Genomic DNA, 26,192 nt, shown 5'->3' on the forward strand with positions numbered 1-26,192 from the left:
AGTCCTTAATATTTTCTCTGCCACATTCCCTGTCATTAGATATCATTGCTGCATATCGCAGCAGAAATATTAAATTAACGTATAGTCAATATTACAGGCTATGAAGTGTTTAATTGATAAATAGATCACTATCAGTCATTACGTTAATTTTATGTTCCATTGTTGTGAGATCTTTGCTTGTCGTGAACTGACTGTTTTTATTTGTTAATACCCAAATTATTAAATTATAATTAAATTATTAAATACATTTAGTAACTAAAGTAAAGGGTTCGGTAACGCCATTTATAATACTATTTGGACCGTTGAACATTCATCGAATTTATGGGGCAAGAGGATCGCTGAAACGCTATTATTTTCTTGCCTTTTTTTACTGTCGTTGTACCCGTTGTATTTATTAATGGGGAAATAAAAGAGAATAACGACCCCCCACTCAAGACAGGGTACACCCGGTAAAAACGTCAGATTTCGTTTTAATATGAGTGGTGTATGTATGTCTGCGAATAATAGCAGGTTAGTTAAACTTCTGTTCATCCTCGGCATTGCCGTCGGATTATGGTTTNTTCCCGTCCCCGAGGGCGTTAGCCCCTCAGCCTGGCATTTGATGGCCATCTTCATTGCGACCGTCGTGGGTTTAATTCTTTCTCCTTATCCGTTGGGCGCTATCGCGATATTCAGCATCACGGCGGTTGCCGCCATGGGGCTGCTGAGCGTCAAAGATGTGCTGGCGGGTTTCAGCGACCCGACCATCTGGATGATTGCCTGCGCATTCTTCATCTCGCGCGGTTTTATCAAAACCGGCTTCGGCCGCCGTATCGGTTTGCTGTTCATCAGCAAGCTGGGCAACAGTAGTCTGGGTCTGGCCTACGGCCTGGTCTTCACCGATCTGCTGTTTGCTCCGGCGATGCCCTCTACCTCAGCGCGCTGCGGCGGTATTATCACTCCGCTGTTTCGTTCTATCGCTGAAGCCTACGGCTCGACGCCGGCTCAGGGAACGCAGAAACGTATCGGCGCGTTCCTAGTGCAAACCATCTTCCAGTGTAACTCCGTCACGTCCGCGATGTTTATGACGTCCATGGCCGGTAACCCGATGATCAGCAAGCTGGCCGGGCAGTTCGGCGTGCACATCAGCTGGACCCAGTGGGCGATGGCGACATTGCTGCCGGGGATTGTTTCTCTGATTGTTATTCCGCTGGTGATGTACCGCTTTTATCCTCCCGAGCTGAAGAAAACGAGCGAAATGCGCGCGATGGCCGTCGAAAAATTGCGTGAAATGGGCTCGATGAGCCGCGATGAGTGGGTCGTGCTGGGCGTGTTCCTGGGACTGGTCACCTTCTGGGTTCTGGGTTCGACGCTGCATATCGACGCCACCCTGACGGCGTTGGCGGGTTTAAGCGTGCTGCTATTGACTCGCGCTTTGACGTGGGACGACGTGGTGAGCGAGAAAGAAGCTTGGCACACCGTGGTGTGGTTCGCGGTGCTGATCATGCTGGCGACGCAGTTGAATAAATTGGGCCTGATCGGCTGGCTGGGCAACATGGCAGGGGATTCCGTCAAAGGGATGCACTGGCTGCCAATGCTGGGACTGCTGCTGCTGGTCTACTACTACAGCCATTACCTGATGGCGAGCGCCGTGGCGCACATCAGCGCCATGTATGCGATTTTCGTCTCCATCGCTATCGCCGCAGGTGCTCCTCCTATGCTGACGGTTCTGGCCTTTGCCGCCTTCAGTAACCTGTTCATGTCTACCACGCACTACTCCGGCGGTCCGGCGCCCATCCTGTTCGGCTGTGGCTATATGTCGCTGTCTACCTGGTGGAAGATCGGTTTCCTGACCGGGCTGGTCGTCATCCCCATTTGGCTGATTGTCGGTAGCTTCTGGTGGAAAGTTCTGGGCCTGTGGTAACAGGCCGTCAGCACCCACAAGTGAAATAAACCGCCGCCGCCGCTTTATGGCGGCGGTATGTTATATGAACTGCGCGAAATCGGCTTAAACGGTATAAGATAGTGGGTTACGACAATCTTTCGGAGCGAGCCATGAGTAAGAAGAAGACTCCGCTGAAGCTGAGTACGTCCATCATCCTTATGGTGTCGGCGGTGATTGGTTCCGTACTACTGGTGGTGTATGCCCTACTGTTTTTCCGTATCAGTGAGCTGACGGAAAGCCACCTCAGAGAGAAGGCCTTTGCCATCGCTCGCACCGTCGCTTATGCCCCCGTAGTGATCCATGAGTTGAGCAATGTCGGCAACCCGGAAGAGGTGCAGCGCTTTTCGGAAGAAGTGAAATGGCGTAATCACTTACTGTTCGTCATCGTGACCGATATGAAAGGGATTCGCCATTCGCATCCCGAGTCCGACCAGATTGGCCGCCACTTCATCGGCAACGACCTCTATCCGGCTCTGATGGGCCTTGAGAATTCGGCGGTGAACCGTGGGGTGCTGGAACCTGCCCTGCGGGTATTTGTCCCGGTCTTCGACCAGAGCGGCAAACAGTTGGGCGTGGTCGCTGTGGGGATCTCGTTGACCAGCGTGCAGTCGCTGATCAATGAAAACCGCTGGATTATTCCTTGGACTATCCTTTTTGGAGCGCTGGTTGGATTGTTGGGCACGTATTTTCTGGTTAAAGCCCTGAAACGAATCATGCTTGGCTTCGAACCCTTCGAGATTTCAAATCTGTTTGAGCAGCGTAACGCCATGCTGAAGCAGATTAAGGAAGGCGTTATTGCGGTCGATACTGAATTACGCGTGACGATAGTCAACGATGAAGCCCAGCGCTTGTTCAGTCAGCATTCCGCCAGCAATGAGCTGACTATCGGCAGTACGATTAGTCGTTGGCCCGCTCTGATGAGTCTGGAAAACGTCGTGAAATCCGGAAAACCACAGCGAGACGAAGAGATCAATTTCAACGGCAACCAGCTACTCACCAACACGGTGCCGGTCGTGGTGAATGGGGAAACGATAGGCGCCATCGCCACGTTGCGGGACAAAACCGAAATTAGCCAGCTGGTGCAACGGTTGACCGGGATGTCGTATTACGCCGACGCGCTGCGCGCGCAGTCTCATGAATTCATGAACAAACTGCACGTCATTCTGGGTATGCTGCATTTAAAATATTACCCGCAGCTCGAAGAGTACATTCTCAAAACGGCAAATCATTATCAGGCGGAAATTGGCGCCATTATCCGTAAAATCAAATCTCCCGTGATCGCCGGATTTTTGCTCGGGAAGATCAACCGGGCGCGGGATTTAGGTATCAACCTGTCGATTAGCGAAGACAGTCTGCTGCCGGATACCGATGATGTGGAAGCGACAAACGAATTGATTACGGTTCTGGGGAACCTGATCGAGAATGCGCTAGACGCGATGACCGGCCTCGAAAACCGCGAGATCCGCGTCACGTTCCATCATAAAAAAGGGCATCTTCACTGTATGGTCAGTGACGATGGCCCGGGTATACCGCTGGATATTCAGCAAAAGATTTACCAGGAAGGATTCTCGACCAAAGGCAGTGGACGCGGCATTGGCTTGTATTTGACTAAACAAAGTCTGGAAAAAATTGGCGGCACCATCGATCTTGACTCTGAACCCGAGGTGTATACCCAGTTTTTCGTGAATATTCCTTATAAAGCAAGGCAGATTGACCATGATTAATGTACTGATCGTTGACGACGATGCCATGGTGGCTGAGTTGAACAAGTGTTACCTGAATCAGGTTTCCGGATTCAACTGTTACGCTACTGTCTCCACGTTGCAGCAGGCCAGAAATCTGCTGATGCAGCCAGATTGCGAAATCGATCTGGTGCTGCTGGATATTTACATGCAGCAGGATAACGGGCTGGACTTGTTGCCGGCTATCCGCGAATTCAGCGAGCATACTGACGTGATCATCATCTCGTCAGCCAGCGACGTCTACACCATCAAAAAAGCCCTGCACTATGGTGTGGTGGACTATCTGATTAAACCTTTCCAGTTTGCTCGTTTCGAGCAGGCGCTGACCGCTTACCGCGAAGAGGCAAACCTGCTTAAACACCGTGAATTCGTGGCGCAAACGGATATCGATAACTTGATTAGACGCACCAGCGGAAACCCTGTCGCCGAGCGTAAGAAGCTGCCGAAAGGGCTGACGAGCCTGACGCTGCGTACCGTATGCGAGTGGATTGAAGGTAATCAAGGGGCGGAGTTCTCCACCGAAATGCTGGCCAATGCGATTGGCATCTCGCGCGTTTCTTGCCGTAAGTACCTCATCTACCTGGCGGATACCGGCATTCTCGCCACTAACATCCTGTATGGTTCGACGGGACGTCCGGTGTATCTCTACCGTCTGTTGCCTGAAAAGCAGGATGCATTGCGCCAATATTGCGAATAATCGTGATGATGGCATGCAGAGCATGCTCACAGGGCGAATAATGGTGAGCCGCTAGATTTGAACTGAAAAACGGCTCCACCGACATAATGAAAACCCGCACCTCTAAGAGGCGGCGGGTTTTTTTTATCGTTCTTCTTTCTCTACTTCTTCGGAAAAGGACCTTTCTCGAATGCAGGCGAAAAAAAACCACCGATCAGAGGCGGTGGTTTTCCGGGGCTGATGTTGACTAGACGAACAATCTCAGCAACAGCGTGGCGCCGATAACCGTAGACGCACCGCCAATACGCGTTGCGATTTGCGCGAACGGCATCAGCGACATGCGGTTGGAGGCGGAAAGGATGGCGACGTCGCCGGTGCCGCCAAGGCCGCTGTGACAGGTCGTGACGATGGATGACTCAATAGGATACATATTGAGGTACGGCGCGATGAAGAAGCTGACGAGCGCCATAGAGATCACCACGGAACCACATACCAGTACGTAACCGACAGAGAAGACTGCGACAACGCTTTCCAACGGGACATACAGCATGCCGAGCCCAATCATCAGCGGCCATACCAGAGAGCTGGAAACGAATTTGTAAAAGCTGCTGGCACCGGTTTCCATGCTGGAAGGGATGACGCGAGCGTATTTACAGATGACGGCGATCAGGATCATCAGAACAGGGCCGGGGATGTGCACGATTTTCTCCGCCAGACCGCCAACGATGAAGAAGGCGCAAATAAGCAGCAGTCCGCCGCCCATCAGCGTGAAGTCCACCGGTTTTGGCGCTTCTTTCACATTGAAGATCTCATTGTCTTTATCGCTGCGGATCAGTCGACCTTGGCCGTTGAGATCTTTGCGGGCCATACCCAGTCGCGCCAGCATACCTGCGCAGATGATAGCGAAAATGTTGCCTACGACGGCAGCTGGCGCCAGCTGGGCCACATAGACGTCGGGAGACTGACCCAGAATGGCGGAGTAGGCCAGGGAAAGCGGCAGAATGCCTTCGCCGATACCGCCGCCGATGATGGGTACGATGATGAAGAAGAAGGTATGGTAGAAGCTATAACCGCACAATTTACCCACCAGCAGGCCGGTAGACACGGCGGTGACAGTACCGATCACCAGCGGAACGAACATACGCACCATGCCCTGAATCAGAATGATGCGGTTCATGCCGAGAATACTGCCCACCACCAAACTGGCGATGACGAAATAGAGGAAGTTGGCCTCTTTCATCAGCAGGGTCACGGTATCCAGCGTGGTGTCATTAAAGAACTCGTAATAGACCAATACCGACGGCACGATCAGGCACAGAATTGCTGGCCCACCAATCTCTTTTAACACCGGAATATTGCGGCCAATGTGCGCCAATAAAAATCCCATCGACATGATAACGGCGAAACCGCCGATCATATTTCTGGGCAAAACACCGGTATAGGCGGCGACAAAAACAATGGCGGAAATGACGATAAAGAGAACTAAAGGAACGGAGCCAATCGTGGTTTTATTCAAACTACTCATAAAGCCAGGAGGCGGAGTATTCACGAGGGTATCCTCACGGAGGATATCAGCATCAATTTTTTTCATTATATTCACCTTGTTGTGGTGGTAGGGCATACAAAGGGCAATCGGAAAATGTAAGGCTATGAATAATAAATCGTTATTTTATTTTTGCTCACATGCGTAATGTGAATGGGTATGGTATTTCGGGTACTGCCATTGAATATCAGGCAATTTATCATGGCTTATTGTTAAAAATAATAGCCATTAATTGAGTGCGTGATGTAATTGTGAACTGAACGGCACTTCCATTTTAAATAATTTAATTCTTAGTTTTGTAATTAAAATTAACTCAGGGTTAGGGAATAGCGTTATTGAAGCAGGGAATTTGTTTTTTATCTTGATATAATTGCATGATAAAAATAACCATAGGCGCTTAAGTAATAAAATTTTAAAACTAATGTAAATCTCTCGGGAGAAATATGAGATCACGCCAGTAATTATTAATATCTTAGTTTTTAATATTTGCAGTAGTTTGCCTACGCGATCACATAATTACCCTCATTTCAGCCAATTTCCTCGTTTCCATTTCCTTTTATTTTGTGACGCCAGTCATGCCGCACCGTTTCTTTTCACAGACGAACAGGGCCTTGAGGCGTCCGCTCCAGATGAAGCGGGAGTATAGCTTCTATTAAGCCGGCAGCTCTCGCCACCACTTTTTTCACCTCACGCAGATAGTCATCTTAAGCCTCGTGAAATGAAAAGCTGTCAATCACAACACTCCCGCTTTTGTGGCTTAAATATCACTTTTACAAGAAGATGCCGGAAAAGTGACGTTGAAAATCAGAAGGGTAAGATGAATTTCATATAGTTATTTTTTATCTTTAAATTACTCTATTTGGACTTTTATGTAATTTTAGGCTTAATTTTTTATGTATATCGGATTTTAAATCTGAATTGAGCATATTTTTTCTTTTTTTAGTTCGTACCAACGCTCTCGATAGCTTTGTAAATCCAGATTGGGCGTATTGACCTGAATGTGAACAGTTGACAAATTGATGACACGACAGGAAAGAGCTCCGTCCGTGTGTGGGTATTTCCCTTTATTTATTCGGCAAGCAGGGAGGCATCGCACGGCTTATTTTCCTGGTTACTGATGCCTGTCGCAGTAACGCTGCAGTATGCGGACCACGAAATAAAAAGAACGGTCCGTCTGCTACCACACAACATCCACACTATGAGGCATACGTAAATGGCTAAATCCATGATGACATCAAGGATGCTAAGGCTTGGCCTTGGACTGCTGGCGCTCTCAGTTGCAGCGGGCGTGCAGGCGAAAACGTTAGTGTATTGCTTGGAGGGCTCTCCGGAAGGTTTTAATCCGCAGTTATACACGTCGGGCACGACGTTTGATGCCAGTTCTTCTCCCATCTACAACCGGCTGATTGAATTTAAAAGTGGCACAACGGAGATCGAACCGGGTCTCGCGGAAAAGTGGGACATCAGCGACGACGGCAAAACGTACACCTTCCATCTGCGCACCGACGTGAAGTGGCAAAGCAGTAAAGATTTCAAGCCGACGCGCGGTTTCAATGCCGATGACGTGCTGTTCTCATTCCAACGTCAGCTGGATCTGAATCACCCGTATCACAAAGTCTCAGGCGGTAACTATGAGTACTTTGAAGGCATGGGGATGCGAGACCTGATCGAGAAGGTGGAAAAAGTTGACGACCACACGGTGCGTTTCCATCTGACCCACGCCGAGGCGCCCTTTGCCGCCGATCTGGCGATGGATTTCGCCTCCATTTTATCCGCGGAATATGCCGATGCGATGATGAAGGCCGGAACGCCCGAAAAAGTCGATCTGAATCCGCTCGGCACCGGTCCGTTCCAGCTGCAGCAATATCAGAAAGATTCCCGCATTTTGTACAAGGCGTTCGACGGCTTTTGGGGACAGAAACCGGGCATCGATCGCCTGGTCTTCTCTATCACGCCGGACGCCTCTGTGCGTTACGCCAAGCTGCAGAAAAACGAATGCCAAATCATGCCTTATCCCAATCCCGCGGATTTGGCCAGCATGAGGAAGGATAAGAACCTAATTCTGCTAGAAAAACCTGGAATGAACGTCGGCTATCTCTCGTATAACGTGGAGAAAAAGCCGCTGGATAACCTCAAAGTGCGGCAGGCGCTGAACTATGCCGTCAACAAACAGGCCATTATCGACGCCGTCTATCAGGGCGCCGGGCAGGCGGCCAAAAACCTGATCCCGCCCACTATGTGGAGTTACAACGATGCGGTGCAGGATTACGCCTATGATCCGCAAAAGGCAAAGGCGCTCTTACAGGAAGCCGGGCTAGGGGACGGTTTTACTATCGACCTGTGGGCCATGCCGGTTCAGCGACCGTATAACCCGAATGCGCGCCGTATGGCGGAGATGATTCAGGCGGACTGGGCCAAAATCGGCGTGAACGCCAAGATTGTGACCTACGAATGGGGCGAGTATCTAAAACGTTCCAAAGACGGGGAGCATCAGACCGTCCTGTTTGGATGGACCGGCGACAATGGGGACCCGGATAACTTCTTCGCGACGCTGTTCAGCTGCGATGCCGCTCGCAAGGGCTCCAACTATTCCCGGTGGTGCTACCAGCCATTCGAGGATGTCATTCAGCCGGCTCGGGCCATCTCCGATGAGGCTAAGCGCATCGCGCTGTACAAACAGGCGCAGGTCATCATGCACGATCAGGCTCCGGCTCTCATCATCGCTCACTCGACGGTGTACGAACCCATTCGCAGCAACGTGAAGGGCTACGTCATCGAGCCGCGCGGCGTGCATAACTTCAATCATGTGTCCCTGGACTAATCACTGACCACGACGCGGATGTTGCTGCGTGCTTGCGGGCGCGCAGCGACTATGGACGCTGCAGGTGGCGACCCAAACCGATCCGCCGCTGGGTCGGTCATCGACAGAGAGTGCGGATATGTTTCAGTTCATACTCCGGCGTTTGGGGCTGGTTATCCCAACGTTTATCGGTATTACCCTACTGACCTTTGCCTTTGTGCATCTGATCCCCGGCGATCCTGTCATGATCATGGCTGGCGAGCGGGGGATCACCCCCGAACGTCACGCTCAGCTGATGGCGGAAATGGGGCTGGATAAGCCGATGTGGCAACAGTATGTCCACTACATCAACGGCGTTCTGCACGGTGATTTAGGCACCTCGCTCAAAAGCCGTACTTCGGTATGGGAAGAGTTCGTTCCGCGCTTCAAGGCCACATTGGAACTTGGCGTATGCGCCATGATTTTCGCCATCGCGGTGGGTATTCCGGTGGGCGTATTGGCGGCAGTCAAGCGGGACTCTTTCTTCGATCATGCGGCGGTGAGCGCAGCCTTGACGGGTTATTCCATGCCGATCTTTTGGTGGGGAATGATGCTGATCATGCTGGTTTCCGTTCACCTCAATCTGACGCCGGTGTCCGGCCGGGTGGGGGATACCCTGTTTCTGGATGAGTCGCTGCCGCTGACCGGCTTCATGCTCATTGATACCTTTATCTGGGGGGAACAGGGCGACTTCGTCGATGCGGTGATGCATATCATTTTGCCCGCCATCGTGCTTGGCACCATTCCTCTGGCGGTCATTGTGCGCATGACCCGTTCTTCCATGCTGGAAGTGCTGGGCGAAGATTATATCCGCACGGCGCGCGCCAAAGGGTTAAGCCGCCAGCGTGTGGTGGTGGTGCATGCGCTGCGTAATGCCATGCTGCCGGTGGTCACGGTGATTGGGCTCCAGGTGGGCACTTTGCTGGCGGGCGCCATTCTGACGGAGACCATTTTCTCCTGGCCGGGGTTGGGACGCTGGCTGATGGATGCCTTGCAACGCCGTGATTATCCGGTCGTGCAGGGCGGGGTTCTGTTGGTGGCGTCGCTGATCATTCTGGTCAATGTACTGGTGGACCTGCTGTATGGCGTGGTGAATCCGCGCATCCGGCATGGCAAATAGGAGGCCGCAATGACGCAATTGACTCAACCCGCGATGAATTCGGCGCCGCTGCCGTTGACGCCGCTGCAGGCGTTCTGGCACGACTTCCGTCGTAATAAAGGCGCCGTCGTGGGGCTGGTCTACATCATGATCATGCTGTTGATCGCGATCGGGGCGGGCATTTTNGCGCCGCATTCTCCGTCCGAACAGTTTCGTGAAGCATTGCTTGCACCGCCGGTGTGGCAAGACGGCGGCAGCTGGAAATTTCTTCTCGGCACGGATGATGTGGGGCGCGATATGTTGTCCCGCCTGATGTACGGCGCGCGCCTGTCGCTGCTGGTCGGGTGTATGGTCGTGACGATCTCCTTACTGTTCGGAACCGTATTGGGGCTGATCTCCGGCTACTTCGGCGGTCTGGTGGATGCCGCCATCATGCGGCTGGTGGANATCATGCTGGCGTTGCCGAGCCTGCTGCTGGCGCTGGTGCTGGTCGCGATTTTCGGCCCGTCGATCGTGAATGCGGCTATTGCGCTGGTATTCGTCTCTCTGCCGCACTACGTGCGCCTGACGCGCGCCGCGGTGCTGCTGGAGGCCAACCGCGACTACGTCACCGCTTCCCGCGTCGCGGGCGCAGGCGCCCTGCGGCAGATGTTCATCAACATCTTTCCCAACTGTCTGGCTCCTTTGATTGTTCAGGCATCTATGGGGTTCTCTAACGCAATTCTGGATATGGCGGCGCTAGGGTTCCTGGGAATGGGCGCGCAGCCGCCCACACCCGAATGGGGGACCATGCTGTCGGACGTGCTGCAATATGCGCAAAGCGCGTGGTGGGTCGTGACTTTTCCGGGACTGCTGATTCTGTTGACGGTGTTGGCATTCAATTTGGTGGGGGACGGCTTGCGCGATGCTCTCGACCCCAAACTCAAGCAGTCGTAGAGGAAGAGCGATGGCCTTACTAAACGTAGAACACCTGTCCGTCAGTTTCGGCGAGGGCGAGCAGCCGTTCAAGGCTGTCGACCGTGTCAGTTATCAGGTAGAACGCGGTCAGGTGGTGGGGATTGTCGGAGAATCCGGCTCCGGCAAATCGGTCAGCTCGCTGGCAATTATGGGATTGATTGATTCCGGTCAGGTCGCGGCCGACAGTCTGGCGTTCGACGGTCGTGATTTGATCGCCATGCCGGAGAAAGCGCGCCGTCAGCTGGTAGGCGCGGAAATCGCGATGATCTTTCAGGACCCGATGACCAGCCTCAACCCCTGCTACACCGTGGGATTTCAGATTATGGAAGCCATCAAGGTGCATCAGGGCGGCAACCGTCGGACCCGACGCCAACGAGCCATTGACCTGCTGACGATGGTTGGGATACCGGATCCGGCCTCGCGGCTGGATGTGTATCCTCATCAGCTGTCGGGGGGCATGAGCCAGCGGGTCATGATTGCGATGGCGATTGCCTGCCGTCCGCAGCTGTTAATCGCCGATGAGCCTACGACCGCGCTGGATGTCACGATTCAGGCGCAGATTGTCGAGCTGCTGCTATCGCTGCAACAGCAGGAGAATATGGCGCTGATACTGATTACCCACGATCTGGCGCTGGTCGCCGAAGCCGCGCATCAGATCATCGTCATGTATGCCGGGCAGGTGGTGGAGTCGGGACTTGCCGGCGAAATATTCAAGGCGCCGCGCCATCCCTATACGCAGGCGCTGCTGCGGGCTTTGCCGGAGTTCGCAACGGATAAATCGCGGCTGGCCTCGCTGCCGGGCGTCGTCCCCGGCAAGTACGACCGGCCCTCGGGCTGCCTGCTGAACCCGCGCTGCCCGTATGTAACGGACCACTGCCGCCAGCGAGAGCCGGAGCTGCAACCCTGGGGCGATCGCCGGGTGAAATGCCATACGCCGCTGGATGATTCGGGGAGGCCCAGTTTATGAGCCACGATAAAGACGTGCGTCAGGACGTGCTGTTGGAAGCGCGAGCGTTGAAAAAATACTACCCGGTTAAGTCCGGGATCTTTCAGCCCCAGCGCGTGGTGAAAGCGCTGGATGGCGTCTCATTTACGCTGGAAAGGGGTAAAACGCTGGCCGTGGTCGGCGAATCCGGCTGCGGCAAATCGACGCTGGGCCGCCTGTTGACGCTGATCGAAACCCCGTCCCACGGCGAACTGTATTATCAGGGGCAGGATCTGCTGAAGACAGACCCCGCGGCTGAAAAGTTACGGCGGCAGAAAATTCAGATCGTGTTTCAAAATCCGTACGCATCGCTGAATCCCCGCAAGAAAATCGGTCAGATTCTGGAAGAGCCACTGGTGATCAACACGGCGCTGAGTCGAGCCGAACGGCGGGAAAAGGCGCTGGCGATGATGGCGAAGGTTGGGCTGAGACCGGAGTTCTACGATCGTTACCCGCACATGTTTTCCGGCGGGCAGCGTCAGCGTATCGCCATTGCTCGCGGTTTGATGCTGGACCCGGACGTACTCATCGCGGATGAACCTGTGTCCGCTCTGGATGTGTCCGTCAGGGCGCAGGTCCTGAACTTGATGATGGACCTGCAGCAGGAGCTGGGCCTGTCTTACGTATTCATTTCCCACGATTTATCGGTGGTCGAGCATATCGCCGATGAAGTGATGGNGATGTATCTGGGCCGCTGCGTCGAACAGGGCAGCAAAGCGGCGATTTTCGACCATCCACGCCATCCATACACTCAGGCGCTGCTCTCCGCGACGCCCCGCCTAAGTCCCGATTTGCGCCGCGAACGCATCAAGCTGAGCGGAGAACTGCCCAGCCCGCTCAATCCGCCGCCGGGATGCGCGTTCAACACCCGATGCCGACGACGGTTTGATGCCTGTGTGGCACGGCAGCCTCAGCTTATCGCCTACGGCGAACGGAAGGTGGCCTGTTTTGCCGTAGATGAAGAAGAAATGCGGCCCCAGCCCGTATCGCAATAAGAACCGGTTATAAGCCCGTCAGACGATAATTCAGGCGTCTGGCGGGTTTCTTGTTTCTGCGCTTCAATGCTGCCGACTCGCTCAGGCGCGCCCGCTGATCCCTTCCAACAGACTCATTCGCTTTAGCGTCAAAGGGAAGAAGAACCCACCACATAACGCGCTGGTTTTCCGGTTGGAAAAATAATCGGTTATGAATACTTTTCGTATTGGAAAGTCCTATTTACTGCGGTAACAACGCCCGTTTTCTGGTAATTAAATATTACTTTTTTTATTATAAAACTTTCAATTATAAACACTTGAAAAGAGTAGGGGATATTTTCTACTGCGCGGGTTTTGGCGGCGTAAAGGACAGATTAGAAATACTCACCATTTTAATTATTTTATTTTCACGGCTGACGTCAATCTATTTTGTAATAATAGGTAAGGATATTTTTATTAAGTGTTCGCTCATTAATGGTATATTAGCCGCCATTCATGTAGAGATTTGGGAGGCTTATGAAAAGCTATGACGATCTGAAGCATTTCAAAGAAAAGACCCAGTCGGAAGACATTAATTTCAAGGAAATGTTGGGTCGATCTTTGCATGATGAAGGTTCTCGCTGGGCCATTGTGAAGCAAGTGATTAATGAAGATAAAAGCGGTGCCGAATCTTCATTAGACGATGGCATGCCGCCCTCTCTGAGGCCTGTCGCGAAAAATGAATTCGCGGCCCCGGCTTCCGTCGTCAAGCCTGTCAGGTTGGACGATTCCCATACCCGCCCGCGCAACGATGCCGCCTCAGGACAGCGATCGCTCCTGAATGCGGTGACCGCCGCGTCCATGCCTTTGCAGGCGGCCGATCCTACGAAGTCACCGCCGTCGCCGGAGCGTGGTTCATCTTCCCCTGCGCCCCGCCCGGAATCGACCGCCGCGGTCAGCACGGCGCCGCTCGGGTCCGAGCGTTATAAGCAGATGTTCAGCACGCGTGGTCGGCAAACCGCACAGGCGCCGAATAAAGACGCGCTGTTGAAACCGCTACTGGAGAGAATTGCCTCATGCCGTTAGTTTGTCTCTGTTCTCCGAAAGGCGGGGTCGGAAAAACCACGATGGTGGCCAATCTGGCCTATGCCCTGGCGCGCGGCGGCAGTAAAGTGCTGGCGATCGATTTTGACGTCCAGAACGCGCTGCGCCTGCATTTCGGTATTCCATTATCCGATGAGCGGGGCTACGTAGCCGCCGCGGTCGACTCCCCAGACTGGAGCCAGTCCATCCTGACGGCTGGCGGTAATATTTTCGTGCTGCCCTACGGCGGCGTGACGGAAACGCAGCGCGAGGACTTCGACCGCCACCTGGCGGACCCCGCGTTTTTGGCGCGCGGACTCAGCGCCATGCTGAACTACCCCGGCCTTGTGATCCTGGCCGACTTTCCTCCCGGTCCCAGTCCCGCCTTAAAGGCGATGACCGAGCTGGCCGACCTGCATCTGGTCGTCATGCAAGCGGATACCGCCTCGTTGTCTCTCCTGTCGCCGGTCGAAGAAAACCGATTCATTGGCGGGCCGTTGAACCACAAACAGGGATACTACTGGCTGTTGAATCAGACGGATACGCGACGCGCAATCAGCCGGGATGTGGCGGCGTACATGCACGAAAACAAAGGCGACAGATTGATTGGCTGTGTCCATCGCGACGAAAGCGTCGTCGAAGCTAACGCTTCTCAGCGCTCCATTTTCGATTTTAGTCCGGCTTCAGCGGCGGCGTTTGATATTGAATTAATCAGCAAACGGATCGCGGCGTTGTTGGATATCAAAGTAGGTAATGGCGAAGTCCATAAGACCTTTGTGCCTGCGTCTTATTAACAGGCAGGGCGCAGATATTCATTCTGCGTCAATAACTTTAGGATATTTCCTCTTTTCTGCATTAAACCGCTCATGACTGAACATCAGGGTAGATTTATGAAAAAGGCACTTTTTTATCTGTTGTTACTGGTGCTATTTCCGGTAGCGTTAGTGATTATCATCACCCCGATGGACAGCCAGAAACAATACATCTTTGGCTTAATCAGTATTGGCATGCTGTTTTTATTGGGCCGCGGTGAAAGCCGAAAGGTCACTGTGGTCATGGTTATTCTCACGTTATTAATGTCAACGCGTTATATATACTGGCGCGCGACTGAAACGCTTCATTTTAATTCCGAGATTGAAACTATTTTGGGCATTGGCTTATTTATTGCCGAGGTCTACGTCTGGATTATTTTGATGCTGAGTTTCATGCAGACCATATGGCCGCTACAACGTGGTATTGAGGCGCTGCCGGAGGATACCAACCTGTGGCCCACCGTGGATGTGTACGTCCCGACCTACAACGAAAGTCTGGACGTGGTGAGGGATACGGTGCTGGCGGCGCAGTGCATGGACTACCCACAGGACAAATTCAAAGTCTACCTTCTGGATGACGGCAAGCGCAGCGAGTTCGCGGTGTTCGCGGCTCAAGCCGGCGTGGGTTATATCACCCGTGACGATAACTCGCACGCCAAGGCAGGCAATCTGAACCACGCCATGCAGCTCACCAACGGCGAACTGATTTGCGTCTTCGACTGCGACCACGTGGCGAAGCGTATTTTTTTGCAGGCGACGGTGGGCGCGTTCCTGAAAGATGACCGGCTGGCGCTGATGCAGACGCCGCATTACTTTTACTCCCCCGATCCGTTTGAACGCAACCTCAAGGCGGCCAGACAGATGCCGAGCGAGGGCGAGTTATTCTACGGGCCGATCCAACAGGGGAATGACTATTGGAATGCCACCTTCTTCTGCGGCAGCTGCGCGGTGATTCGTCGTACGGCGCTGGAAGAAGTAGGCGGCTTCGCCGTTGAAACGGTGACGGAAGATGCGCATACGGCGCTGAAAATGCAGCGTCGCGGCTGGAAGTCCGCGTTTCTGGCGATCCCGCTGGCGGCGGGGTTGGCGACCGAGCGACTGGTGCTGCATGTCATCCAGCGTACCCGCTGGGCGAGAGGGATGACGCAGATTTTCCGCGTGGACAATCCGCTGCTGGGAAGAGGGCTGACCTGGCAGCAGCGTCTGTGTTACCTCAGCGCCATGCTGCACTTCCAGTTCGGCCTGCCGCGCGTCATCTTCCTGACCGCGCCTTTGGCCTATCTGCTGTTCAACCTCAATATTATTCATTCGTCGGCGAACCTGATTTTTGCCTACGTGTTGCCGCATCTGGTGATGTCGGTTTACCTCAATGCGAGGATGAACGGACGTTTCCGCTACAGCTTTTGGGGTGAGATTTATGAAACGGTCATGGCCTTTCATCTCATCATTCCGACGCTGTTAACCCTGATCTCCCCGCGTCACGGCAAATTCAACGTGACGGACAAGGGCGGTCTGCTGGACGTGGGGTTTTTCGACTTCCGCATTGTACGACCGCATATCGTGACCGCCGTCCTACTGTTCGTAGGGATCGTCTTCGGGGCCGTTCGGGCCGTCGGGCACGACTATTACCACGTCGACCCGTACGTCATTGCCCTGAACGTTGCCTGGGCCTGCATCAGCCTGCTGATTTTAATGGCGGCTATCGCGGTGGCGCGGGAAACGAAGCAGACGCGGCAGACTATCCGTATCGACGTCGAACTGCCGGTGATTATTCACTACGCCAGCGGTATCGCTTCGCGTACGGTGACCGTGGATCTGTCGATGGGAGGCGCGCAAATCAAGGCACCGGATCAGCGTCACAAAACGGACCCCATTGAGTGCCTTGAGCTATTGTCTCGCGCGGGTGAAATCGCGCTGCCGGTGAAGTCCGTGAGTTTCGATGACAGCACCATCCGCCTGCGGTTTGATGAAATCCCGCTATCGCAACGCCGTGGTCTGGTGCGCGTCGTGCTCTCGCGCGCGGATGCCTGGATTGACCCGCCCTGGCCGCGGGATAACCCGCTGCGCTCCTTCGTGACGGTATTCCGAACGGTGTGTGAATTCTTCTGGCTGACCTGGAAGGGAAAAAAGAAAGCGGGGCCGACGCCGTCAGACTTACCCTCAACGACCGAAGGGACGCAGCAAAAGGATAAAACGGCATGATGTACAGATTGTTAAGGACGCCTTCAGTGTTAACGACGGTTTTGCTGCTGTGCCTCAGCGGCGGCGCCGCTGCCGCTGAGGAATCCAGCCGCCCCTTGTCGTTGATTGACGCCCCGCTGCCTGGCGAGTTACCTCGAATTTCCAGCGCCTATGACACCGCGCCGCCCTCCGCGATGCCGCCTCAGGCCGTCCCCGAGTTAAATGCGCCGTCGGACGTTTATAATCAACCGTTCAGCAGCACGATTTCCGTGGCGCAGATGGGCCAAACGCAGGGCGTCGCTTTAAGCGGCGGTCAGCTGCAAGCCGGTTTGAGATTCACGCTCTCCGCCGATCAGGTGGTGACTGCCGCCCATTTGGCGCTCAAGTTCGCCGTTTCTCCGGCGTTGGCCCAGCGCAACACTGCGCTGCAGCTGATGCTGAATGGGCAGCCGCTAGGCAATGTCCCCCTGACCACAAACGGACAGGAGACCGGGACCTATCAGATCGAGATCCCCGCCGCGCTGGTGGTGTCCGACAACAACCTCAGCTTCCGCATTATCAATTCCGACCGCCTGATGTGCGAGCGCGACAATGCCCAACAGTACAGCGTCATCATTCTGCCTAGCACCACGCTGCAGCTGGAAGGCCAACAGCTGAACGTCGGGGCGGACATCGGCAACTTCCCGCGTCCGTTTATCGACTCCATGCAGATGGCGACGGCCTCGGTGCCGATGGTTTTCCCCGCCGAACCGACGGCCGATCAGGTGAGCGCGGCGGCGCTGGTGGCGTCCTGGATGGGGATTCAGACTAACGGGCGAGATATTACTTTCCCCGTGAAGCGAGACAGCGTGCCGGAACAGAACGGTATTTTGTTTGGCTATCCGGGCCAGAAGATCGGCCGTGTGACGCTGCCCCAGGTCGATGCCCCGACGTTGCAGCTGATGGATAATCCCGACAACCCGATCTACAAACTGCTGCTGGTGGTGGGGAAGGATGAGGAGCAGCTAAGACAAGCCGCCTATCATCTCGTCAGCCAGCCGTTGACTGCGAAACAGACATCCATCACCGTCACGCCGCTGACGCTTCCACGCCATAAAAGCTACGACGCGCCGCGCTGGATCAGCACCGACCGGCGTGTCCGGTTTAGCGAACTGCTGGAACAAGGGCAGAGCATGACGTCCCTCGGCCTCTGGCATTCCGCGCAGAACCTCAAGTTTCGGGCGGCGCCCGACCTTTTCCTGTGGGATGGCGAAACGATTCCGGTGCACATCAGTTACCGTTTCCCGGCGGAAAGCTGGATTGACGAGTATCGCTCTGACCTGAACGTCACGCTTAATGGCACTTTTATCAGTAACTTGCCGATGGTGAAAGAGGGTCTGCTGGAGCAGCTTTGGCGTCGGCTGGGGGGCGACAATCGTCAGGAGTCCTACACGCTGAAGCTCGACCCGTATCTGATCTACGGCTTTAACCAACTACAGCTCTACTTCAACATCCGGCCGAAAGCGGATGCCCCGTGCAGCGTACTGTTGAACAACAACATCAAAAGCCGCATCGAGAACGACTCGTGGATAGACCTGNCCCGCACGCGTCATTTCACGATGCTGCCCAACCTGTCGTATTTCATCGGCGCGTCGTTCCCTTTCTCCCGACTGGCGGACTACTCTCAGACGGTGATGTTGCTGCCGGAGCGCCCGTCGGATCAGGAGATCAGCACGCTACTCGGTATGGCGGGTCGTTCCGGCGATGCGACCGGCGTCAGCATCAACCATAACCAGGTCGTATTCGGCATGCCGAAAGACGGTGTTGAGCGGCATCGGCTGCAAAACAGCGATGTGCTGGCGGTCACGACGCTATCGCACGCCGGGTTCAACAAGGCGTTGCTGGCGGAGTCTCCATACCAGACGGACGGCCATGCGCTGGGTGTTAAAACCCCCAGCCTGTTTGAGCAATGGGTCAACTGGCTGACCGGCGACTGGTCCCGTCATCCGATAGACGCCGACCGCTACTTCTCCTCGAATGAGTTCTGGCGCGGTTTTGTCAGCTATCGCTCCCCGTGGAACCCTCAACGCGTGGCGGTGGTCGTGTTGGCGACGAACGATCAGCAGCTACAGCGGCTGCACGGCGACCTGACGTCGACGCGTATCACCGCGGCCGTCAGGGGGGATACCGCCATCATTACCGATGAGAACGGCATTCGCAGCTTCCGGGTCGGCCCGCAGTTCCCCAGCGGACAAATGCCCTGGTACATGATGATTATCTGGTATGCCAACCAGCATGCCGTCATTCTGGCGTTTGTCGCCTTAATCATGGCTTCGTTAGGCGGAGCGGGTTTGTATCGCGTGCTGAAACGCCGCGCTCATCGCCGTTTGCATCCGCAGGACGAGCGTGACTCAGGCCGGAAATAATTGAGCGATCTATGAAAAAGAACACACTGACAGCCAGAATGCTTCGGTCATTGTGCCTGGTGGGGGCGGCGGCCCTGTCCGCGCCTACGCTGGCGGCGGACAATAACAACCCGGCGTTCCAGGCGCTGTTCGACCAGGCGGAATATTGGCATCAACGCGCCCACGACGATTTGGCCAAAGGCGCGCTGCAGAAGGTGCTGGCGGTTGACGCCGACAACACCCGCGCGATTTACCTGATGGCGCTTTACTCTCAACAACGCGGCGACAACGCCGAGGCGACGAAGTGGCGCGCGCGTCTGGCTGGCATTTCGCCGCAGGACCCCCGGTTGCAAGAGCTGGATAACTCCCGGCGCTGGCAGGATATTCCCCCTGCTCAGCTGGCGCTGGCCCGTCAGCAGGCCCGCAGCGGTAACATCGCCGCTTCGCTGCAAACCTGGCGCAACCTGTTCGACGGCGGCCAGCCGCCGGCTAACGTCGCAGTCGAATACTATCTGACCATGGCGGGCGACCGCACGCTGTGGCCGCAGGCGGTGGACGGCCTGCGTCAGTTCACGGCGGCGAATCCGCAGGATACTCAGGCCCGGCTGGCGTTGGGTAAGGCGCTGACCTATCAGGAACCCACCCGACGGGAAGGGTTGCGGCTGCTGGATGCGATGTCCTCGGGCAACCCCGATGTAGACGGCGCTATGCGTCAGGCCCTGCTATGGATGAGTCCTCAGCCGGATGACGCGCCGCTGTACGACAACTACCAGCAGCGGCATCCCCAAGATAAAGCGGTCATGACGCACTACCGCACCAATGTCGGCGGCGCGGCTATAGGGAAAGGGTTCGCCGAACTGAACAGCGGCGATACGGACGGCGCGCAGCGGGCATTTGAACAAGTGCTGCAGGCCGCGCCGCAGGATGCGGATGCGCTGGCCGGTCTCGGTTATATCGCTCAGCGTCGAGGCGACTACGCCAGCGCCGCCAACTATCTGGAGCAGTCGGCGAAGCAGGGCGGCGAGAACAGCGTCGAACGTCAGCAGCAGGCGGAGGACGCGCGTTTCTACGCGCAGCTGAGCGTGGCGCAGCAGGCGATGAAAACGGGAAATACGCCGCAGGCGCTGGCGCTGAGCGAACCGCTGATGCAGGCCGACGGGGAACGCGGCATTGCCGTTCGTCTGTTTCGGGCCGATGTGCAACGGCGCAGCAATCAGCTGACGCAGGCGGAGCAAAGCTATCGCGATGTGCTGACGCTGGATGCGAACAACAGTGCGGCGAAGGAAGGACTTTACTATGTGCTTCAACGGCAGAATCGCAGTACGGAAGCCGAGGCCCTGCTGGCTGAGCTGCCGGACAGCGTGCGCCAACGTCTGGCGCCGCGCGTGGCGGTGGAGGAAGGCAGCGCGTCGATGAGGCGCGCCGCGGAGCGCGAGCGGGCGGCGGGCCACCCAGCGCAGGCTATCGCGCTGTTGCAGCAAGCGGTACAGAGTTGGCCCGCCGACGGCTGGGTGAGATACGATCTGGCGCGCATCTACAAGCAGCAAGGGGACATGATGACGGCTGCCGATGTGATGCAGCCGCTGTACCGTCCCGGCGCCAGCGCCGAGCAGCTGTTCGCCGGCGCGCTATTCGCCAGCCAAAACGGCGCCTGGCAGCAGACCGGAACGCTGTTGGCTCGCGTACCGGAACGCCAGCAGACGCCCAACATGCGCGCGCTGGCCCGTCGGGCCAACTTCAACCTACAGATGCAGACGGCGCGGGATTATCTTAAAACCGGTTCCAACGTCGCGGCGGCCAACACCCTGAAGGCGCTGGCGGTTAACCCGCCAGCCGATCCGCAGGATGCCGGTGAGCTGGCGCAGGCGCTGGCGTCGGCAGGCGATGTCGCCGGCGCGGTCGGCGNGGTGCGCAGCAATATGCAACGCGGGGTTCAGGGCAACGCGGGTGATTATGCGGCCCAGGTGGCCGTATTGAATCAGGCTGGTTTAAGTCAGGAGGCGCAAGCGTGGCTGAGCAATCCGGACATGCTGTCCCGCAGCACGCCGGAGCAGTTGGCCGCGGTGCGCAACGGCGGCGTGATTCAGGAGGCGGATCGCCTGCGTGAAGCCCGGCAGTATGCGGCCGCGTACGACAAGCTGATCGGCGCGTTGCAGCACGATCCGCAGAATACCGATTTGATGCTGGCGATGGCGCGGCTCTACCAGTCCGGCAAGATGAATCAGGAAGCGGCAACGGTCTATGACTATCTGATGACGCGCGATACCCCCTCGCAGGATGCGCGCGTCGGCGCTATCGACGTGGCATTGGCGCAGAACGACGTTTCGAAAGCCAGCGCGCTGGCCGATGGCCTGCGCGACAAACAGACGCCGGAGCGACTGCTGTTGCTGGCGCGCGTGGCGGATGCGAAAGGCGACAAAGCGCAGGCGCTGGCTTATCTGCGTACGGCGCGCGGAAAAATGATTGGGCTGAGGGGGGCGGAGCCCGGCAGCTTGCCGGTGATTGGCGGACTGGCGCTTTCGGATAACCCGTTTATCAACCGGACGACGGAAAGCACGCGGCGGTCGCCGTCGACCTACGGCAGCGTGATGCCGTGGCAGCAGCGCGACGAGACGACCGACTATCGCTCGGTGAGCGGACAACGCCTCGACGGGACGCAGGGGGCTACGACGGCCTCTGCGCAGAACGGCACCTTCCGCCAGATAAACCAGATGATGGATACGCTGGAGAGCGACACCGGCACCTGGGTTCAGGCCGGGGTGCAAATACGCGGTCGGGACGGCGAGTCCGGCCTCAGCAAGTTGACCGAGGCGAAAGCGCCGTTGACGTGGTCCAGCGCGCCGTTGGGCGAGGATCGCTTCAACTTTACCGTTACGCCTGTGACGCTGAGCGCAGGAAGCGCCGAAGACACCTCCAGCCGCCGCTTCGGGCTGGGGGCGATCCAGCAATCTAACAAGGCACAGGCCGAATCTACCTCGGACAGCTTCAACCTCGACAAGATCACGGCGGACTCCCCCGGAGCACAGAATGCCACCGGCGTGGAGCTGAATCTCGCGCTGACCGGTAAGCAGTACAAAATGGACATCGGTTCCACCCCGCTGGGGCAAGATCTCAGCACGCTGGTGGGGGGCGTTCAGTGGTCGCCGAAACTGACCGACTTCCTGACGCTGGTGCTGACCGGCGAACGCCGGGCGGTCACCGACAGCCTGCTGTCCTACGTTGGCGCGCGCGACGCGTTCAGCGGTCAGAAGTGGGGCCGCGTGACCAAGAACGGCGGAACGGCGCTGCTGAGCTATGACGACGGCGACGCCGGTTTCTATGGCGGCGCCGGGGCTTACAGCTATCTGGGCGAAAACGTGAAGAGCAACAAAAGTCTGGTGGCGAATGCAGGAGCCTACGTGCGTCCCTATCACGATAGCGAGCGTGAGCTGAAGACCGGCATCAGCCTGTCGTGGATGGATTTCTCCCGCAACCTGAGCTACTACAGCTACGGGCAGGGCGGCTACTTCAGCCCGCAGAACTTCGTCTCGGTCGCTTTCCCCATCGACTACACCCAGAAATACGACGATTTGAGCGTGAGGATCGGCGGCGCGCTGGGCTATCAGTCCTACTCGCAGGATCGCAGCGCCTACTATCCGAACAACCCGGAGTGGCAGCAATTGTTGGAAACGGCGGCGGCGAAAGGCCTGACTCAGGAAGCCTACTACCCCGGCACCAGTAAAAACGGTATCGGCTACAACCTGCACGCCGGGGCGGACTATAAGATCAATCGCAACGTCACCATCGGCGGTCAACTCGGTTACGACACCTTCGGTGACTATAACGAAAGCAACGCGCAACTCTATTTCCGCTATAGGCTTGGAGGCGAATAAGCATGAGTGAATGGCAGCAAACGACCTTGCAGTATTATCGCCAGCAGCAGTGCCCGCCGGGCTGGTTTGATCTTCTGGGGATCATCATTGAAAATATGATGAACAACGTCGGCGAAAGCGAAGGTCAGGCCTTTCTCCAGCAAATGGGCGAGGCGCTCGCGAAACGGTATCCCTTACCGGCGGCTTTGACTGTGGCAGACCTAGAGCGGGAGATCAATGCGGTGCTGGCCGTGTTTGACTGGGGCTATGTCGAGTTGCTGCCGGGCGAAGCGTCGCTGGAAATCCTCCATCTGGCGCTGCCGGCCGGTGAGGGTGCGCTGAGCAAGGCGCGCTGGCTGCTGGCGATCAAGGCGGTGTTGCAGGGGCTGTATGCTCACTGGCTCAAAGAGCAGGGCGGCGGCGCCCATGTGCCGCTGGTCGGTGAAGCCACCGAGGGTGAGACGGCTCTGAGATTCCGTTATCAACATAATTAGAGAGGAAAGCATGATAAAGCCATTGCGGCACTGGACTATGGTCTTGCTCATGGCGTTATGCAGCACGAGTGCGATAGCGGCAGATCAGGGATGGGATAGCTACAAAAGCCGTTTTTTAACGGTGGACGGGCGAATTCAGGATACCGGCAACAACAACGTCAGCCATACGGAAGGGCAAGGTTTCGCCATGTTGCTGGCGGTGCATTATGATGACCGGAGCACCTTCGACCGCCTGTGGTCATGGACGCAGTCCCATCTTAAAAATAAACAGAACGGCCTGTTCTACTGGCGCTATACCCCGACGGCGGCCGATCCGGTGGCCGACAAAAATAATGCTTCCGACGGCGACGTCATGATTGCCTGGGCCTTATTGAAGGCCGGTGAGAAATGGCGCAACGAGTCATATCTTCAGGCGTCGGACAGCCTGCAGAAAGAGATCGTCGCGCACAATGTGACACAGTATGCCGGTCACACGGTGATGTTGCCGGGCGCAAACGGTTTCAACAAGGGCACTTACCTCGTCCTCAATCCTTCTTATTTTATCTTCCCCGCATGGGCGGATTTCTCCAAACGCAGCCGCTTGCCGGTATGGCATCAGTTGATCGAAGACGGGATGGTGTTGCTGAGCAAAGCGCGGTTTGGCGATACTAACCTGCCGTCCGACTGGGTGGCGCTGAATGCCGATGGCACGACCGCCCCGGCCATGAACTGGCCGTCGCGCTTCAGCTATGACGCTATCCGCATTCCGCTGTACGTTTACTGGTATGACCGTGAAAGTCCGGAGCTGAGTGCGTTCCGTCTCTACTGGCATGGTTTTCCGCGTCTGCGTACGCCAGCGTGGGTCGACGTGTTGAATAACCACACTGCGCCTTACATGATGAACGGCGGCCTGCTGGCGGTGCGGGATTTGGCGATGGGCGACAGCCATCAGGTCAATGATGCCATCAGCCCGGAAGAGGACTACTACTCTGCCAGCCTGCATCTGCTGGCTAATCTGGCGCGGGTCACTGCCGACGCCCGTTAACCTCACCGGCGCAGCCTTCGACCGGCTGCGCCGGCTTCAGACTGATAAGAGCGACTTTTTTGGATGCTCAGCCACTCACGGAAACACTTTCCTCAGAAAAATCCTTAAACCTTTTAACAGACTTCCCTTTGCATCCTATAAACTTGGCGCTCGAGATATACTGTACGGCTGTTTTTCCCCGTACGTCGGGGTTTTGGGAGAATAGGTTTGCACGTTCGTCGTTCACTAACTATCAAACAGATGACGGTGATTTCGGCAGTGTCGGTCACCGCCGTCTGCCTGTTTATCGTGATCCAGCTGTTCCATTTCGTGCATCAGCGACGGGATGATTACGTGCGCCAGCTGGAACATATTGCCTATTCTGTGCGAACGCCCCTGACCAATGCCGTCTTGCAGGGCGATGTGGTCGAGGCCGACGGCCTGCTAAACAACCTCCTGCCGGTCGGTTTCCTGAGCCGGGCCTATCTGGTGCTCCCCGGCGAGCTGCACACGCTGCACGCTAACTTCCCGTCCGAGCGGCCGTTGCCGCGGTGGATCGCACGGACGTTTAACCTGCCGATAGAAGTCTCGATTCCGTTATATTCCTTGCCGCAGGTGCCGGGGTCGACGCCGCTGGCGCATCTGGTGTTGCAGGCTGACTCGTACCGGATGTTCCAGTTCATCGTCAGCNCCTTTTCGACCCTGCTGGTCACCTATCTGCTGCTGGCGCTGATCCTCTCGGTGGGCATCACCTGGTGCGTAAAACACCGCGTCGTCAACCCGCTGCGATTAATCATCAAGGAATTACAGGACGTCCCCTCCGAGTCTCTGCCTGACAGTCCGTTGACGATGCCGGAGCGGCACATCGACGATGAGCTGGGCATGCTGGTGCGTAGCTATAACCGAAATCTGCGGCGGTGGAAGTCGCACCGGCGCGCGGGGGAGGGAGTGCTGGCAGACAAAGCCACGCTTATCAACGCCTTATCCCGCCAACGTGAACCGTTCTGTCTGTGCGTGGTGGGGCTGGAAGCGGATACGGCCCTGGGACAAGACGATCTGCTGTCCACGCTCGCGGCGCTTCGCTCCGCCATCGGCGAGTCCGGTTTGCTGGCGCGGCTCGATAACGACGAATATGCGATGTTGGGGGCCGTTCCGGCGGAAGCCGATCTTGCTCAGGTATGGGGACATCAAACCCTTGTCCGCCTGCGTGAAGGCGGATTGCATAAAGGCGTGCATGTCAGTATCGGTCTGCTGACGGTGCTCGACGAGGCGGCGCAGACGGAGGCTAATGCCGCCGGGCAGTGGCTGGCGCAGGCCCGCCTTACGATGGAGCAAGCGCGAGGCGCGGGTCGCGACGGCGTTCTCTCCGTCGTGCTCCCTCACGCGTCCTCTGTGTCTTAACGCCGCTGTTACTTCTCAACGCGCGGGCGGCGATAGCGCTTATTTTAATGACTTAATAAATAACAGCATGTTAGTCAGACCCGCCTCCTCTCTCCCGCAGATATTGTTATCGGGCTGTTTCTGCACTATTTTTTATTCAAAACCTATTGATGCGATTCAGCTCCTAACTCTCACCTTTTAGTCACAAACTTAAGTTATAAAAGATATCTGAACTGTTAATGCGATGTTACTTTTTGCGCAATCACAGGTGGCGGTGTAATGCCGT

The 26,192-nt window shown here is 56.1% G+C and carries 17 protein-coding genes; 16 read left to right on the forward strand and 1 reads right to left on the reverse strand.

From position 1 onward, the window contains the following. Positions 1–490 precede the first annotated feature (490 nt). The 3 genes from SB13_RS13290 to dcuR all read left to right on the forward strand — a co-directional run bounded on the left by SB13_RS13290 (position 491) and on the right by dcuR (position 4,363). On the forward strand, positions 491–1,903 hold the full coding sequence (locus tag SB13_RS13290; RefSeq protein ID WP_026740823.1) for an anion permease: 1,413 nt from the start codon (positions 491–493) through the stop codon (positions 1,901–1,903). Between the two features lie 131 nt (positions 1,904–2,034). Then, positions 2,035–3,648: a sensor histidine kinase gene (locus tag SB13_RS13295; RefSeq protein ID WP_026740824.1), complete on the forward strand. Its 1,614-nt coding sequence runs from the start codon at positions 2,035–2,037 to the stop codon at positions 3,646–3,648. Next, entirely contained in the window at positions 3,641–4,363 is a 723-nt protein-coding gene (gene dcuR / locus SB13_RS13300) for a two-component system response regulator DcuR (RefSeq protein WP_026740825.1), read from the forward strand. The genes SB13_RS13295 and dcuR overlap by 8 nt, the downstream gene beginning before the upstream one ends. A gap of 226 nt (positions 4,364–4,589) precedes the next feature. On the opposite strand, the gene SB13_RS13305 is transcribed toward dcuR, so the two are convergent. Further along, a complete protein-coding gene (locus SB13_RS13305) occupies positions 4,590–5,933 on the reverse strand; it encodes a 2-hydroxycarboxylate transporter family protein (protein WP_026740826.1) in 1,344 nt (447 codons plus the stop codon). 1,165 nt (positions 5,934–7,098) lie between these two features. Here SB13_RS13305 and dppA point away from each other — a divergent pair. The 13 genes from dppA to SB13_RS13370 all read left to right on the forward strand — a co-directional run bounded on the left by dppA (position 7,099) and on the right by SB13_RS13370 (position 25,927). After that, positions 7,099–8,706: a dipeptide ABC transporter periplasmic-binding protein DppA gene (gene dppA, locus SB13_RS13310; RefSeq protein WP_026740827.1), complete on the forward strand. Its 1,608-nt coding sequence runs from the start codon at positions 7,099–7,101 to the stop codon at positions 8,704–8,706. Positions 8,707–8,824: 118 nt separating this feature from the next. Beyond that, entirely contained in the window at positions 8,825–9,844 is a 1,020-nt protein-coding gene (dppB, locus tag SB13_RS13315) for a dipeptide ABC transporter permease DppB (RefSeq protein ID WP_026740828.1), read from the forward strand. Positions 9,845–9,853: 9 nt separating this feature from the next. Further along, positions 9,854–10,759: a dipeptide ABC transporter permease DppC gene (gene dppC / locus SB13_RS13320; protein WP_026740829.1), complete on the forward strand. Its 906-nt coding sequence runs from the start codon at positions 9,854–9,856 to the stop codon at positions 10,757–10,759. A gap of 10 nt (positions 10,760–10,769) precedes the next feature. After that, entirely contained in the window at positions 10,770–11,747 is a 978-nt protein-coding gene (gene dppD, locus SB13_RS13325; protein ID WP_026740830.1) for a dipeptide ABC transporter ATP-binding protein, read from the forward strand. Continuing rightward, complete coding sequence (gene dppF / locus SB13_RS13330; protein ID WP_026740831.1) at positions 11,744–12,760, forward strand: dipeptide ABC transporter ATP-binding subunit DppF; 1,017 nt, start codon at positions 11,744–11,746, stop codon at positions 12,758–12,760. Before dppD ends, dppF begins: the two co-directional genes overlap by 4 nt. Before the next feature lie 495 nt (positions 12,761–13,255). Next, positions 13,256–13,804, forward strand: coding sequence for a cellulose biosynthesis protein BcsO (gene bcsO / locus SB13_RS13335; protein WP_026740832.1), 549 nt, complete (start codon positions 13,256–13,258; stop codon positions 13,802–13,804). Continuing rightward, positions 13,795–14,595, forward strand: coding sequence for a cellulose biosynthesis protein BcsQ (bcsQ, locus tag SB13_RS13340; RefSeq protein ID WP_026740833.1), 801 nt, complete (start codon positions 13,795–13,797; stop codon positions 14,593–14,595). Before bcsO ends, bcsQ begins: the two co-directional genes overlap by 10 nt. A gap of 96 nt (positions 14,596–14,691) precedes the next feature. After that, complete coding sequence (gene bcsA / locus SB13_RS13345) at positions 14,692–16,815, forward strand: UDP-forming cellulose synthase catalytic subunit (RefSeq protein WP_026740834.1); 2,124 nt, start codon at positions 14,692–14,694, stop codon at positions 16,813–16,815. Then, positions 16,815–19,199: a cellulose biosynthesis cyclic di-GMP-binding regulatory protein BcsB gene (gene bcsB, locus SB13_RS13350; RefSeq protein ID WP_072000259.1), complete on the forward strand. Its 2,385-nt coding sequence runs from the start codon at positions 16,815–16,817 to the stop codon at positions 19,197–19,199. Before bcsA ends, bcsB begins: the two co-directional genes overlap by 1 nt. Before the next feature lie 11 nt (positions 19,200–19,210). Next, entirely contained in the window at positions 19,211–23,050 is a 3,840-nt protein-coding gene (locus tag SB13_RS13355; RefSeq protein ID WP_026740836.1) for a cellulose biosynthesis protein BcsC, read from the forward strand. Positions 23,051–23,052: 2 nt separating this feature from the next. After that, positions 23,053–23,523 (forward strand): cellulose biosynthesis protein BcsD, encoded by a 471-nt coding sequence (bcsD, locus tag SB13_RS13360; protein ID WP_026740837.1) that lies wholly within the window; start codon positions 23,053–23,055, stop codon positions 23,521–23,523. Positions 23,524–23,533: 10 nt separating this feature from the next. Further along, positions 23,534–24,547: a glycosyl hydrolase family 8 gene (locus SB13_RS13365; RefSeq protein ID WP_026740838.1), complete on the forward strand. Its 1,014-nt coding sequence runs from the start codon at positions 23,534–23,536 to the stop codon at positions 24,545–24,547. Between the two features lie 240 nt (positions 24,548–24,787). Next, positions 24,788–25,927 carry a HAMP domain-containing protein gene (locus SB13_RS13370; RefSeq protein WP_036151770.1) on the forward strand — a complete coding sequence of 380 codons (1,140 nt, stop codon included), beginning with the start codon at positions 24,788–24,790 and terminating at the stop codon, positions 25,925–25,927. Positions 25,928–26,192 lie beyond the last annotated feature (265 nt).

This window comes from Lonsdalea quercina subsp. quercina, from assembly GCF_000688695.1.
GTDB lineage: Bacteria > Pseudomonadota > Gammaproteobacteria > Enterobacterales > Enterobacteriaceae > Lonsdalea > Lonsdalea quercina_D.

Excerpts from the sequence above, each read along its gene's own strand:
- SB13_RS13295 (WP_026740824.1), top strand. The coding sequence starts at position 2,035 with ATGAGTAAGAAGAAGACTCCGCTGAAGCTGAGTACGTCCATCATCCTT.
- dppA (WP_026740827.1), top strand. The coding sequence starts at position 7,099 with ATGGCTAAATCCATGATGACATCAAGGATGCTAAGGCTTGGCCTTGGA.
- SB13_RS13365 (WP_026740838.1), top strand. The coding sequence starts at position 23,534 with ATGATAAAGCCATTGCGGCACTGGACTATGGTCTTGCTCATGGCGTTA.
- bcsA (WP_026740834.1), top strand. The coding sequence starts at position 14,692 with ATGAAAAAGGCACTTTTTTATCTGTTGTTACTGGTGCTATTTCCGGTA.
- bcsD (WP_026740837.1), top strand. The coding sequence starts at position 23,053 with ATGAGTGAATGGCAGCAAACGACCTTGCAGTATTATCGCCAGCAGCAG.
- dppD (WP_026740830.1), top strand. The coding sequence starts at position 10,770 with ATGGCCTTACTAAACGTAGAACACCTGTCCGTCAGTTTCGGCGAGGGC.
- bcsQ (WP_026740833.1), top strand. The coding sequence starts at position 13,795 with ATGCCGTTAGTTTGTCTCTGTTCTCCGAAAGGCGGGGTCGGAAAAACC.
- SB13_RS13305 (WP_026740826.1), bottom strand. The coding sequence starts at position 5,933 with ATGAAAAAAATTGATGCTGATATCCTCCGTGAGGATACCCTCGTGAAT.
- dcuR (WP_026740825.1), top strand. The coding sequence starts at position 3,641 with ATGATTAATGTACTGATCGTTGACGACGATGCCATGGTGGCTGAGTTG.
- dppB (WP_026740828.1), top strand. The coding sequence starts at position 8,825 with ATGTTTCAGTTCATACTCCGGCGTTTGGGGCTGGTTATCCCAACGTTT.
- bcsO (WP_026740832.1), top strand. The coding sequence starts at position 13,256 with ATGAAAAGCTATGACGATCTGAAGCATTTCAAAGAAAAGACCCAGTCG.